Source organism: Bradyrhizobium sp. CCBAU 51753 (genome assembly GCF_015291565.1).
Classification (GTDB): Bacteria; Pseudomonadota; Alphaproteobacteria; order Rhizobiales; family Xanthobacteraceae; genus Bradyrhizobium; species Bradyrhizobium ivorense.
Genome location: NZ_CP030037.1, coordinates 6,697,220 through 6,710,048 on the forward strand (window position 1 = coordinate 6,697,220; position 12,829 = coordinate 6,710,048).

9 protein-coding genes are annotated in these 12,829 nt (G+C 65.8%); 6 read left to right on the forward strand and 3 right to left on the reverse strand.

Annotation, left to right across the window (positions count from 1 at the left end):
• Window positions 1–25: 25 nt before the first annotated feature.
• From fumC to XH93_RS30735, 3 genes are all read left to right on the forward strand, one after another.
• Window positions 26–1,441 carry a class II fumarate hydratase gene (fumC, locus tag XH93_RS30725; RefSeq protein WP_194470327.1) on the forward strand — a complete coding sequence of 472 codons (1,416 nt, stop codon included), beginning with the start codon at window positions 26–28 and terminating at the stop codon, window positions 1,439–1,441.
• A 292-nt stretch (window positions 1,442–1,733) separates the two neighbouring features.
• Window positions 1,734–1,922, forward strand: coding sequence for a DUF4169 family protein (locus XH93_RS30730; protein WP_139863004.1), 189 nt, complete (start codon window positions 1,734–1,736; stop codon window positions 1,920–1,922).
• The gene (locus XH93_RS30735; RefSeq protein ID WP_194470328.1) at window positions 1,919–2,191 is read left to right on the forward strand and encodes a ribbon-helix-helix domain-containing protein; all 273 of its coding nucleotides are present in this window, start codon (window positions 1,919–1,921) and stop codon (window positions 2,189–2,191) included. Before XH93_RS30730 ends, XH93_RS30735 begins: the two co-directional genes overlap by 4 nt.
• Before the next feature lie 28 nt (window positions 2,192–2,219).
• Here XH93_RS30735 and XH93_RS30740 read toward each other — a convergent pair whose 3' ends face one another.
• Window positions 2,220–5,915, reverse strand: a complete 3,696-nt coding sequence (locus tag XH93_RS30740) for an AsmA-like C-terminal region-containing protein (protein ID WP_194470329.1) — start codon at window positions 5,913–5,915, stop codon at window positions 2,220–2,222.
• A 190-nt stretch (window positions 5,916–6,105) separates the two neighbouring features.
• Complete coding sequence (locus XH93_RS30745) at window positions 6,106–7,338, reverse strand: cytochrome P450 (protein ID WP_194470330.1); 1,233 nt, start codon at window positions 7,336–7,338, stop codon at window positions 6,106–6,108.
• 155 nt (window positions 7,339–7,493) lie between these two features.
• Between XH93_RS30745 and XH93_RS30750 the strand changes: the two genes are divergently transcribed.
• On the forward strand, window positions 7,494–8,105 hold the full coding sequence (locus tag XH93_RS30750) for a TetR/AcrR family transcriptional regulator (protein ID WP_194470331.1): 612 nt from the start codon (window positions 7,494–7,496) through the stop codon (window positions 8,103–8,105).
• On the opposite strand, the gene XH93_RS30755 is transcribed toward XH93_RS30750, so the two are convergent.
• Window positions 8,065–9,396 (reverse strand): MFS transporter, encoded by a 1,332-nt coding sequence (locus XH93_RS30755; protein WP_194470332.1) that lies wholly within the window; start codon window positions 9,394–9,396, stop codon window positions 8,065–8,067. The genes XH93_RS30750 and XH93_RS30755 overlap by 41 nt on opposite strands.
• A 305-nt stretch (window positions 9,397–9,701) precedes the next feature.
• Between XH93_RS30755 and XH93_RS30760 the strand changes: the two genes are divergently transcribed.
• The gene (locus tag XH93_RS30760) at window positions 9,702–11,594 is read left to right on the forward strand and encodes an adenylate/guanylate cyclase domain-containing protein (protein ID WP_194470333.1); all 1,893 of its coding nucleotides are present in this window, start codon (window positions 9,702–9,704) and stop codon (window positions 11,592–11,594) included.
• Between the two features lie 35 nt (window positions 11,595–11,629).
• Window positions 11,630–12,817 (forward strand): phosphatase PAP2 family protein, encoded by a 1,188-nt coding sequence (locus tag XH93_RS30765; RefSeq protein WP_194470334.1) that lies wholly within the window; start codon window positions 11,630–11,632, stop codon window positions 12,815–12,817.
• The last annotated feature ends 12 nt before the right edge of the window (window positions 12,818–12,829 follow it).

Consider the following 12,829-nt stretch of genomic DNA (forward strand, 5'->3'; position numbering starts at 1 on the left):
GCTGATGACGCAACGGAGAGCATCGATGGCTCAGTCGACGACACCATCCCACGCCGCCACCCGCAGCGAGACCGACAGCTTCGGTCCGATCGACGTGCCCGCCGACCGCTACTGGGGCGCGCAGACCGAGCGCTCACGGCAGAATTTCAAGATCGGCCACGACCGGATGCCGATCGCGATCATCCACGCGCTCGGCATCGTCAAGCTCGCGGCCGCCGAGACCAATCGCGAACTCGGCCAGCTCGATGCGCGCCGCGCCGACGCCATCATCAGCGCTGCAAAGGAAGTGATCGACGGCAAGCTCGACGATCATTTTCCGCTGGTGGTCTATCAGACCGGCTCGGGCACCCAGACCAACATGAACGTCAACGAGGTGATCGCCAACCGCGCCAACCAGATGCTCGGCGGCGAGCTCGGCGCCAAGCAGCCGATCCACCCGAACGACCAGGTCAACATGAGCCAGTCGTCGAACGATTCATTCCCGACCGCGATGCACATCGCCGCGGCGACGCGGATCATCGCCGACCTGATCCCGGCGCTCACCGAGCTGCACCAGGCGCTGCACGACAAGCAGGAGGCATTTGCCAAGATCGTGAAGATCGGGCGCACCCATACCCAGGACGCGACGCCGCTGACGCTCGGCCAGGAATTCTCCGGCTATGCCGCGCAGGTCGAGAGCGGCATCGCGCGGCTCAAGACCGCGGTGAAGGAGCTGTTTCCGCTGGCGCAGGGCGGCACCGCGGTCGGCACCGGCCTCAACTCGAAGCCGGAATTCGCCGACGCCTTCGCCAGGCACGTCGCCGAGATCACCAAGCTGCCGTTCACCAGCGCGGCGAACAAGTTCGAGGCGCTGGCGTCGAACGACGCCTATGTGCTGGTGCACGGCGCGATCAACTCGGTGGCGACCGGGCTGTTCAAGATCGCCAACGACATCCGCTTCCTCGGCTCGGGGCCGCGCTCGGGCCTCGGCGAATTGATCCTGCCGGAGAACGAGCCGGGCTCATCGATCATGCCGGGCAAGGTCAATCCGACGCAGTGCGAGGCGATGACCATGGTGTGCTGCCAGGTGTTCGGCAATCAGACCACGATCACGGTCGCCGGCAGCCAGGGCCATTTCGAGCTCAACGTGTACAAGCCGGTTTTGGCATATTGTATGATAAATTCCATTCAGCTGCTGGCCGACGTCGTCCGCTCATTCACCGAGCATTGCGTTGTCGGCATACGCGCCGACGAAAAGCGCATCAGCGAACTGATGCAGCGCTCGCTGATGCTGGTGACGGCGCTCGCGCCGAAGATCGGCTACGACAACGCGGCCAAGGTCGCCAAGTCGGCGCATGCGCACGGCACCACGTTGAAGGAAGAGGCGTTGCGGCTTGGATTCGTGTCTGCAGATGAATTCGATCGTCTGGTGCAGCCGGACAAAATGACACACCCCGGCTGAATGCCCGGCGCAATGTCCGGATAATTGATCCGGACAATTACGGCCAACGTGCGTGATATAATTATGGATCATAACGCCTAAAGACTAAGGCCGTTCATCTACCAGCTCTGCGCTGGCGCATGGTACAGCATGCAGACGTCTAGTTTTCGCAGAGCGAAACCAGTTCTTTGATGCTATCACAAGCATCAAACGGGGATTCTGGATGGAAACCGAGCCAGGCGCGCAGCGCGACCACACTTGCTTTCGTCACGATGCATCACCAATTCGGACCAGGGGACGATGAGGGACAAGCATGGGCGACGTGGTCAACTTGAAACGATTCAAGAAGCGCGGTGAGCGCGAACAAGCAGCGAAGCAGGCCGAAGCCAACCGTGCGCTATTCGGTCGCACGAAGTCCGAACGTACGCGCGATGAATTTGTTGCCGAGCGCAATGCGCGTCAGCTCGATCAGCATCGCATCGACGGTGGAGACGCATCATGAAGTCTCCCGTGGTGAAACGTTCGATCGTCGTCGCCGGACACAAGACCAGCGTCAGCCTCGAAGAGGCGTTCTGGAACGGCATGAAGGAAATCTCCGGCCTGCGGAACATGACGCTGTCGGAGCTGGTCGGCGAGATCGACGGCAATCGCCAGCAGGGCAATCTGTCCTCCGCGATCCGTCTCTTCGTGCTGGACTACTTCCGCTCGCGCGCCGCGCCGGCCGTGCCGGAGGTGCGCTCCCAGCAAGTCGATACGCGTCAGCAGGCCTGAGCGGCCTGCACGCCCCTTAACCTGATTCCTAGTTCTGCATCGCCGGCCGCGGCGGCGGGTTGGCGACCTGCGGCGTCAGCGACAATGGCGGACGCGGCTGCTTTGGTCTGGCTGCGCCCGGCAGCGGCTTGACGTCGATCGGCGGCGGCAACGGCGCGAGCTGGGGCTGGCTTCCGACCGGCGGCGCTGACGGCACGACGGCCGGCGCGTTCGCCACCGGCGGCACGATCGGCGGATGCGGTGCCACAATCTTCGGCTTCGCCGGCGCGCGGCGCGGCAGCGGCACTTCGCCGGGCGGCACCGGCGCATCGGGTGCGGCGGCCCCAGTCGATGGCTGAATCGCCGCAGGCTGCGGCTCCGCCGGAGGCGGCGGCTCGCCGCGTTCGATCGCATCGAGCCGCCTGGTCTCGCGATCGATCGCACGCACCGCAAGCCACGACGACAGCGCCGCGATGTCGACGCTGCGCGAAAGGCCGTCCGGCGTCCCCACCGCGAGCAGCTGGATTTCCGGACGACTGTTCGCGGTGCCGATCTGCGTCGATGCCAGCGCGACACGGATGTCGGCCTGGTCGTCCGGAATGGCGTAGCCGCCCGACACGACGATATTGGCGCTGCTAGCCGCGAGCGTGGTGGCGCCGACCCGGATGCGGCCGTCGCGGATGTTGAACGGGATTTGCGCCGACGCGACCGACAGCGCACCGCCCGCGAGCGCCGGCTCGACGATCTGCCGCAGCCGGTTGTCGTCGGTCGCCTGTCCGGAGTCGCTGGCGCGGATCGCGACGTCGAAGGCGCGCGGATCGAGCCCCGGCAGGCTGATCTCCTCCAGCGTCACAGTGCCGCTGCCAGAGAGCGCGCCCACGAGCGCCGAGGCGCTGCGGCCCTGCGTCAACAGCGTCATCTGCATCGCCGCGCGCCCCTTTGGCAGCGCGAGACTGCGATAGCGCAGCGCCGAGCCGTCGACGCCGGAGAGCTGGAGGTTGGCGTTCAGCGCGAGCCCGTTGACGCCCTGCCGCGCATCGATGCTGGCGCTCGCCTCGCCGCCGCCGATCTTGCCCTTGATGCCGTCGAAGGTCACCGCCTGCCCGTCGGACCTGATGGTGCCGCTCACCGGCTGCAGCTCGGCGCCGCCCGGCAACAGGCCGCGCAGCGCCTCGAAGGTGACCTTGCCGCGCCAGCCGCCGGTCAGGCCGGCGCCGAGCGGCTCCTTCGCATCATGGCCCGCAGCCCCGATCGCGGCCGCAAAGACCGGCGCCAGCGAAATCTGGTCGAGGCCGATCTCACCCTCGACGCTCTTCTGGTCAGCAAGCGTCACCGCAAGCCGGCCGCGCAGCCGCGAGCCGGCCACGATGCTGTCGAGATCGTCAAAGCTCAGGCGGTCGCCCGCGAGGGTCAGGCGCGACGTCAGGCGGATGTTTCCGGCCGGATCCGATGGTTTCAGATTGAGCAGCGGCGTGATGTCGGCGCTGCGGACGCGCAGGCTGACGCTCGATTTGGCATCCTTCGCCCACGGCTCCGCGGTGCCTTCGGCATCGGCGTCTAGTCCGCCGCCCCAGAGCTTCGCCTTCAATCGCAGCGGCGCGTGCCACGCGCCATTGACGCTGCCCTCGAACTGCAGCGGGCCCGCGCCGGCGGCGATCGTCCGATCAAGTCCAAGCAGCGCCAGCAGGGCATTGCCCTGGCCCGCCGAGACCTTTGCCTCCGCGGCGACCTCGGTGCGGCCGAGCGCGTCGATATCCAGCGCGCGGATTGCGGCGACCGGCGGCGTCGCCGACAGCACCGTGCGCCCCTTGAGCTGCGGCGCGTCGAGATCGAGCGTCGCCTGTGCGGCGGTGCGGTCGGCCGCCTTGCCCTTGCCGAGCTCGAGCGCCAGCTTGGCTTTGACAGGGCCGGCATCGGCCTGCAGCACGCCGAGCCGCGCGGCAGCCGACGGCGCGAACGGCTGCACGATCGCAGCGAACCGGCCGAGCGAGGCGGCGGTCGCATCGATCGTCAATTTGCCGGTCGCGTTGCCGCGGTCGAAGGTGCCGCTGCCGTCAAGCGTGACATTGTCGGGCTGGCCGATCCTGACGCGCTCGACCACGATGCTGCTCGGCCCATAGGCAATCTTCGCCTGCAGCGGCCGCAATTCCTGGCCTGCGGAGATCGCGCGGCCGACATCGAGCGACAGCTGCATCTCGTCGGGCCATTCGCCCTGCGGGCCGGCCAGCGAGCGGATGAATGCCGTGGTCGCATCGAGATCGAGCCGCTCCGCCTTCAGCTGCGCCTCGATCTTCGATCCCTTGCTCGCCGCGCGGTGCGAGACCGCGACACGGCCTTCGAGCGTGCCGCCCTCGAGCTCCGCCTTCATGGCATCGATCGCAAAGCCTGCCGGCGACACCGCGACGTCGCCGCGCAGCCGCAGCGGCTTCTGGCTGCGATAGGCGGCGTCGCCGCGCCCCTCCAGCCAGTTCATCAGCGCATCGGGATCCGTCGATTCGATGTTGAGCGCGGTCTTGAAGCTGTCGGCCACTCCCGCCTGCGCGCTGGCGCCGCTCATCGACACCCGCGTCGAGCCCGGCGCACGAAAGTCCAGCCGGCGCACCGTCCAGGATTTTGCATCGGTCTGCAGCTCGGCCGCGATGTCCTGCAGCGGACGGCCGCCGAGCATGATCTGCTCTGCGGCCAGTTCGATCTGCGCCGCGATCGGGCTTTGCGGAAGGCCCGACAACACCGCGCGCAGCGCCGGCAACACCTTCGCCGGCTCGATATTGCCGTCCTTGCCGGTATCCTTACCCGTGTCCTTGGCGGCGAACCTGTCGGCATCGAGCTGCCGGGCCGAGAGCGAGGCGCGCAGCAGCGGCGTCGCGCCGAAACGGATATCGCCGCTGCCGGCAAGCTTGAGGGCGCGGTCCTCGGCGCCATAGCTCAGCTCGACCTGGTCGAGGCGCGCCGCCGCGGCGTCCGATTTCACCTTGGCGGCAATCCGCCATGGCGGCGCATCGCTGCCGCCGCGCTGGCCAGGCAGGCCCGCCAGCGTCACGTTCCCCTCGAAGCGCGGCGCGCGGTTCTCGAAGCTCAGGACGCCGTCGAGATCGGCCGACACCGGCCGCTGGCCGGGATCGACGGAGAAATGCACACGGGTGCCGTTGCTATCAGCGCCCTGCCCCGAGGAGATCCGAAACGGGTAGCGATTGCCGCCCATCATGAAATTGCCGTCGCCGCGGATCGCGCCGGCGAGCGAGCGGACATCGCCGCTGAAGGCGATGTCGTTCAGCTCGAGCGTGCTGCGGCTCGCCGCATCGTGCAGCGCGACGCGGCCGGTCAGGTTGAGGCGGTCGATCGCCAGCGACGCCAGGCTGAGGGCCCCGCTCGACACCGGCCAGTCGACCCGCCCCTTCGGATCGAGCCCGAGATCGAGCGACACGCCGTTGATGGTGAGCTCGGTCGCGCGCCACTCGCCGCGCATCAGCGAGCCGAGGCTGAACTCGACGTCGAGATTGGCGGCGCGGACCTTGCCGAGGTCGTTAGCGCCGCCGATGGTGACGGTCTTCAGCCGCAGCCAGGGCGCCGGCAGCAGGCGCGCATCGAGGTTGCCGGCGACACGAACCGGCGCGCCGATGATCCTCGTCGCCTCTGCCTCGAACTGCGGCCTGAACTGGTTCCAGTCGACGAAATACGGACCGACCAGCGCGGCCACCAGTGCAAGAATGAATGCGATTGCCAGGCCGAGCAGCGTCGTCTGCACGGTGTCTCCCTTTGAGCCCGCTCCGCGGCAGCCGCCTCACGCTGAACCTTGGCAAACCTTTGGCCGGAGCAGCTCAATATATAGAGACAAGTATGGCGAAGTCACAGCGACTTTCCCGCTGTAACTTCAGGCTGGACACCGGTTTTCCCCGTGAGCGCGCGGGAACGCTGCCCGCCGCAACTCCGGGAGATCACCAGCTGGCGGGCAAGCTCTTCAGGCCGCGCAGCACGAAGGTCGGCCGCCACTCGGGATTTTCCGCGTCATCGAGCCGCAGGTCCGGGATCCGGCGCAGCAGGGTCGAGATCGCGATCTCGGCCTCGATCCGCGCCAGCTGGGCGCCGAGGCAGAAATGGATGCCGCCGCCGAACGACAGTGGCTTCACGTTCGGCCGCCGGATGTCGAGTTTCTCGGGGTGGTCGGGATACACTGCGGGGTCGTGATTGGCCGAGCCGAGCAGACACAGCACGGTTTCGCCCTTCGGAATCCGCTTGCCGCCGAGATCCTCGATGTCCTCCAGCGCGACTCGGCCGGTCGCCTGCACCGAGGAATCATAGCGCAGGAACTCCTCGATGGCGTTGGTGATCAGGCCGGGATTGGCCTTGAGCAGCGCCAGCTGATCCGGGTTGCGATGGAGCGCCAGCAGGCCGTTGCCGATCAGGTTCACGGTCGTCTCGTGGCCGGCGCCGAACAGCAGGATGATGTTGGCGGTGAGCTCCTCGTTGGTGAGCTTGTGACCATTCTCCTCGGCCTGCACCAGCTGCGTGGTGAGGTCATCGCCCGGCTGCTTGCGGCGCAGCTCGAACAGTTGGTGGAAATACATCGCCGCCATCACGTTCCCGGCATTGGCCTGCTTGATCTCCTCGGGCGACAGCGGCACCGGATCGAGCAGGCGTCCGCCGTCGCGGGAGCCGTTGTAGAAGGCCTCGCGGTGCTCCTCGGGAATCCCGAGCATGTCGCAGATGATCGTGACCGGCAGACGAAAGGCGAAATCCTCGATCAGGTCCATCTTTCCCTGCGGAATGATGCGGTCGAGCGTCTCGTCGACCACCTGCTGGATGCGCGGACGCATGTCCTCGACCCGGCGCGCGGTGAAGGCCTTGACGACGAGGCCGCGCAGGCGGGTGTGATCGGGCGGATCCTGCTGCAGCATCCAGTGGCTCATGCTGCGGAACGCCGGCTCCTCCATGATCTTGGGGCCGTAGCGGCGAATGGTGCGCTCGGAAAAATCCTTGCCGAAGCGCTTGTCGCGCATCACCAGGCTGACCTCGGCGTGACGGCTGGCGACGAAGGCGCCGTGCACATTGAGGTGCACCGGGTCCATGGTGCGCAACCGCTCGTAATACGGATAGGGATTGCGGATGTATTCGGGCGCCAGCGGATTGAAAAGCGGCTCGCTGCCTGTCGACTGAACATGCTCGTTCATGGTGACCTCGTTCGCTCGCTGCGCCGGGTGCCTGCACCGTGACGCGCCTTGGTGTCATCCCTCGGGCCGGCGGCTTTGGCCGGATATTCTGGTTTCGCTGAAATGCAATTCGATACACTCTTGTATCGAGTTGCATTGTGCCCTAAACTGCGCCGATGTCAAGGGTTCGAACCAGACCAACACGCGACGACACCCGCGAGAAGTTGTTCGAGGCAGCGGCGCGGGTGTTCGAGGAACAGGGTATCGGCGGCGCCAGCATCGAGGCGATCGCGGCCGCGGCCGGCTTCACCCGCGGCGCGTTCTATTCGAACTTCACCAGCAAGGACGAGTTGATCTTCGCGATGCTCGAGGATCACGTCGAGCAATCGGTCAGGCGATGTCTCGATTTGCTCGCCCAGCACCAGAATCTCGCCGATTTTCTCGAAGCGCTCCGCACCATGGATCGCAGCCGGCAGGATCCGCTCGGCCGCTCGCCACTGCTGCACATGGAGATGATCCTGTTCGTGGCGCGCGCCGAGAAGCGCCGGCCCGAACTGGCCAAGCGGCTGCGCGCGCGGCGCAAGCTGATCACGGATATCGTCACCGCCACGGCGAAGAATGGCGGCCGCAACAACGCGCTCGACCCGGAATGGACCGGCGCGGTCGTGCTGGCGCTGGAGGACGGATTTCGGCTGCACCGCCTGATCGACCCGGAGACCACGCCGGCGGACAGTTTTCTGCGCGCCATCACCGATCTACACCGCGCGATCGGCGTCGCGTCGGCCTGAGATCAGGGGCGCTTGCGATCTTGTGCATCTGTCCGGCGACGGCGCGGACCTTGCCGGGCGAGGCCTGCCAGATCGCGAACGCCGACAGCAGGCTGGCCGCGATGCCGAGCACGAATGCAGCCGTGTAGCTGCCGGTGAGATCGTAGAGCTGTCCCGTCAACCACGGCCCGGCGGCGCCGCCGGCAAGCGCGGCCAGCATCACGGTGCCGAAGATGCTGCCGTAATGCTTGCCCTGAAAAATCTCCAGCACGACCGGTCCCATCACCGAGGTGAGGCCGTAGCCGAGCGCGCCCTGGGTCAGCACCATCAGCCAGACCAGCGGCATCGCCGGCCAGTATCGCAGCGCCACCAGCGCCGCAAAGCAGATGACGAAGCCGAAGCAGGAGATCGCCCACACCCATTCGCGGCCGATCCGGTCGGAGAGATGCCCGAGCCAGATCTGGCCGGGAATGCCGAGCAAGCTGACGACGCCGAGCGCCCAGACGCCGACATTGGAGCTGAAGCCGATGTCGAGCAGGAATTTGGTCTGGTGCACCTGCACCGCGTACCAGATGTACAGGCCGCAGAAATAGCCGACCGCGATCCACCAGAACCGCGCGGTGCGCAGCGCGCGCGGCAGCGTCCAGTCGGTGCCGGCCCAGACCGGATCGACGATGTTCGAGGCCGGCTTCGCCGAGGCCGCCGTCGGCGCGGCATCGCCGTCCGGCCGCAAGCCGATGTCCTCCGGCCGCTTGCGCAGCAACAGATTGATCGGCGCGAGCACGACCAGCACCATGATCCCCATCGCGGTGCAGGCGGTGCGCCAGCCGGTCTGCTCGATCATGTGCTGCACCCACGGCAGCAGCGTCACCGAGCCAATGCCGACGCCGGCAAAGGCTAGTCCAATTGCAAGGCCACGGCGGCGGATGAACCAGTTCGGCACGAACAGCGATTGGCCGGAATAGCCGAGGCAGACGCTGCCGGAGCCGACCAGCACGCCGATCGTGAGGTAAAGGTGCCAGGGCTGCGTGGTCAGCGGCGCCAGCAGCAGCCCAGATCCCATCAGCAGCACGCCAAGCTCCATCACCGCGCGCGGACCGCTGCGGTCCATCAGCCGCCCGATCAGCGGGCTCGCGATCGCCGACGCCACGAAGCCGAACGAGAACGCGCCGGCGGTGACGCCGCGCTCCCAGCCGAACTCGGTGATGATCGGCGGATAGAACAGCGAGAACGCGGTGCGCGCGTTGACGCCGATCGCCATGGTGACGAAGGTCACCGCGACGATGATCCAGCCGTAGAAGGGGAGACGCATGGAATTCTTTCATTCCGCGATCGGTGACAAGATGCCGCGGTGCTGGTTCAATGACACGGCTGGTACTTAACGCCCTATAGAGCATGAAATACCGGTCGCTGTGAAATTGATCACAACCTCTCCTCAGGAAAAATGGCATAATAGTCAGGAGCCTGGATCATAGTCAGGAGCCTGGATCGGCGGATCGGTTGGAAATTCTCCCGTAACATGAGCCTTGGGAGGTTTTGGTGCATTCGACCTGCTCGGCTCAGTCGCCAACAGGCCCAAGCCGGAATGGCGACGGCGGGCCATCCGCGCCCTATGGGGTGGACGAAGATGACGAGAACCACGCGCAAGATGCGCTGTCCGGTCGTCCGATCGCGGACGGCGGTCTTGTGCGACAACAGGCGGTCGTCCTGCTGGTCGACCTCGTGGAATCAGTGCGGCTCATGCGCGAGCATGAAGCCGAAACTGTGCGCCGCTGGACAAGCTTCGTCCACACCGTAACCACGCAGATTTTGCGTCGCCATCACGGCGTTCTGGTCAAGAGCCTTGGCGACGGATTGATGGTGCGGTTCGAGACCGTGTCTGATGCCGTGGCCGCGGCCGCGGAAATGCATCGCGCACTCGCTGCGCAAAACGCGACGATACCCGAAGACCGCCGCTTCCACCTCCGTGCCGGGATCAACTCCGCCATCGCCTGGACCGACGGCGTGGATATCTATGGAACGGGCGTGAACTTGGCAGCCCGGCTGGCAACGCTGGCAGGACCCGGTGAGACCATTGCCAGCGCGTCGGTGCACGAACAATTGGCCGCCGGGCTGGCAAGCCTGGCGGAGCCGGGCGAGACCATTGGCAGCGCATCCGCGCGCGATGAGCTGACGCATGGCGTGGATGCAATATGCGAGGACATGGGCGAATGCGTACTCAAACATTTTGACAAGCCGGTTCGCGCCTATCGCGTCGGTCCGGCGGGTCCATATCCGAGCCTCGCCGCCCGGCGCGATTACGGCACTCCCATGGAACCAACGATCGCCATCATCCCCTTCAACGCGCGCCGTGACACCCACGAACATTTCGACGTCGGCAACCTGATCGCGGACAGCGTGATCTGGCGATTGTCCAAGACGCCGAATTTGAAGGTGATCTCACGTCTGTCCACGAATGTGTTTCGCGGACGGGTGAACGACGTTGCCGAAGTCTCCGCTTATCTCGGTGCCACCTACATCCTGAGCGGTGGTTATGTTGTGGATGCCGGTGAGGTGATGGTGACCGCAGAACTTTCGGCCGCGCGCACCAACCGCGTGGTTTGGACCGACCGCATTCGCGGAACCGTTGCGGATCTCCTGCAGCCCGACAGCGAGCTCGCGCAAAGGATCGCCAGTGCCGCACATCTGGCGGTCTTCGACGCCGAGGTCGAACACGTCCTGACCCAGCCGCTGCCGACACTGGAAAGCTATTCGCTGCTGCTTGGCAGCATCCGGTTGATGCATTGCTCCGGCAAGGACGAGTTTCTCCAAACCCGCAAGATCCTCGACGAACTGATCAACCGGCACAGCCGGATTGCGGCGCCGCGCGCCTGGCTCGCCAACTGGTTCATTTTGCGTGTCACACGCGGGTGGTCGGAAGACCGCAAGCGCGAAGCAACCGAAGCACTGAACGCGACGCACGCGGCACTGGATCGCGATCCCTCCGATGCGCTTGCACTGGCGACCGAAGGATTCGTTCACTGCCATCTGCTGAAAGATCTCGACGCCGCCCGCGAGCGATGCGATCAGGCCGTCGAAGCGAACCCGAGCCACGCGCTCGGCTGGCTGTACCGCGGCACGGTGGATGCGTTCAACGGGCGGGGGCAAGCCGCCGTCGAGGCGACCCGGCGGGCATTGCAGCTCTCGCCGCTCGATCCTCAGCGCTACTACTTCGAATCGCTCGGTGCCACCGCCGAACTATCCGCGCACAACTATCAGGAAGCCGAGCGACTGGCGCGTTCGTCGCTGAGCCTCAATCGCATGCATCCCTCGACCTGGAGGGTGCTGACAATTGCGCTTGTGCTGCAGGACCGAATCGACGGGGCGCGCGCAGCGTTGGCCGGTATGCGCAGGCTGGAACCGGCGTTGACCGTCCAGAGATACATCGCACGCATTCCGAATGCACAACTCGAAACCGGCAGGCAATGGGCGCGCTGCCTTGAAATCGCGGGCTTACCGACGACGGGCTGATTTTACCCAAGCATATTGATCATGAGGAGGCAGCAATGGCTCAGCTAGGCGGTGCTGGAGGTGCAGGTGGCGCGGGCGGGGCCGGTGGCGCCGGCGGCGCCGGAGGAGCCGGAGGCGCTGGTGGAGCCGGAGGAGCTGGCGGGGCCGGCGGCGCGGGAGGCTCGTTCCTCGGCACCATGGCCGATGCCTATGCAAATTCGATCATGGTCGACGCGCTCATCCAGAGCCGCGAGGGGACCATCGTTCCCGAATTCAACACCTATGCACCGGGACTGCCTTCGATAGAAGACGCTGCGCAGTTGGAGCGCTGGGAGCCATGGGTCCGCGCCTACACGGCGATCGGCGAGATGCTGCAAGGCATCAGCTTCGCACCGACGACAACAGGCAACGGCTTCCAGGTGCAGTCGTCGCAGTCCGCCGCCTCGTCGACGACCGCTTCCCCGTTCGTCATTGCCGCGATCGAAAGACCGAACCAGGCAACCTTCGTTGCGCAGCTTCCGATCGTGCTGAGCTGGGCCGAGCTGCGTGACGAACGCGCGACCGAGATCATGGCGCAGATCGATCCGCAATACGCCTTCTGGTCGTCGATCATCTACATGCATCCGGACCGCACCAAGCGCACCTTCGAACTGATCAACATCGTGTTGCAGTTCTGCGTGTATGTGGAGATGCGCTTCAAGCATGCGCTGGCGTGCTGGCGTCCCGTCGAGTACAACGCGGAAGTCCAGCCCATGATCACGACGCCGGGGCACGGCAGTTTCCCCAGCGGGCACTCCACCCAGGCCCATGCCGTCGCCTACATGCTGAAGCAACTGTTGTTCCTGGATCGCGGCGGCACTACAGGATATGACAAGATCAAGGATCAGCTCGATCGCCAGGCCGCGCGCATCGCCGTCAACCGCACCGTTGCCGGCGTTCATTTTCCCGTCGACAGCATGGCGGGACGAATGCTCGGGGTTGCACTCGGCGAGTACTTCGTCGGCCGATGCCTCGGCACCACGACGAGATCGGGCTCGACCGCATCAACGATCCGGACATTCAACGCGACGTGGATCGATCATCACGCGAGCACGGACTTCAATCCGTTCAGCTCGGATCAGGATCTTGGCGCCGGCAAGCTCTATTCGACGTCCACGGGAGTCAACATCCAGCAGTCTCTCTTGATGCAGCACCTGTGGGCCGCGGCCCAGGCGGAATGGCAAACGAGATTCCCCTACCCTTGAGGAACGCCCGAG

Excerpts from the sequence above, each read along its gene's own strand:
- fumC (WP_194470327.1), top strand. The coding sequence starts at position 26 with ATGGCTCAGTCGACGACACCATCCCACGCCGCCACCCGCAGCGAGACC.
- XH93_RS30730 (WP_139863004.1), top strand. The coding sequence starts at position 1,734 with ATGGGCGACGTGGTCAACTTGAAACGATTCAAGAAGCGCGGTGAGCGC.
- XH93_RS30735 (WP_194470328.1), top strand. The coding sequence starts at position 1,919 with ATGAAGTCTCCCGTGGTGAAACGTTCGATCGTCGTCGCCGGACACAAG.
- XH93_RS30745 (WP_194470330.1), bottom strand. The coding sequence starts at position 7,338 with ATGAACGAGCATGTTCAGTCGACAGGCAGCGAGCCGCTTTTCAATCCG.
- XH93_RS30750 (WP_194470331.1), top strand. The coding sequence starts at position 7,494 with ATGTCAAGGGTTCGAACCAGACCAACACGCGACGACACCCGCGAGAAG.
- XH93_RS30755 (WP_194470332.1), bottom strand. The coding sequence starts at position 9,396 with ATGCGTCTCCCCTTCTACGGCTGGATCATCGTCGCGGTGACCTTCGTC.
- XH93_RS30765 (WP_194470334.1), top strand. The coding sequence starts at position 11,630 with ATGGCTCAGCTAGGCGGTGCTGGAGGTGCAGGTGGCGCGGGCGGGGCC.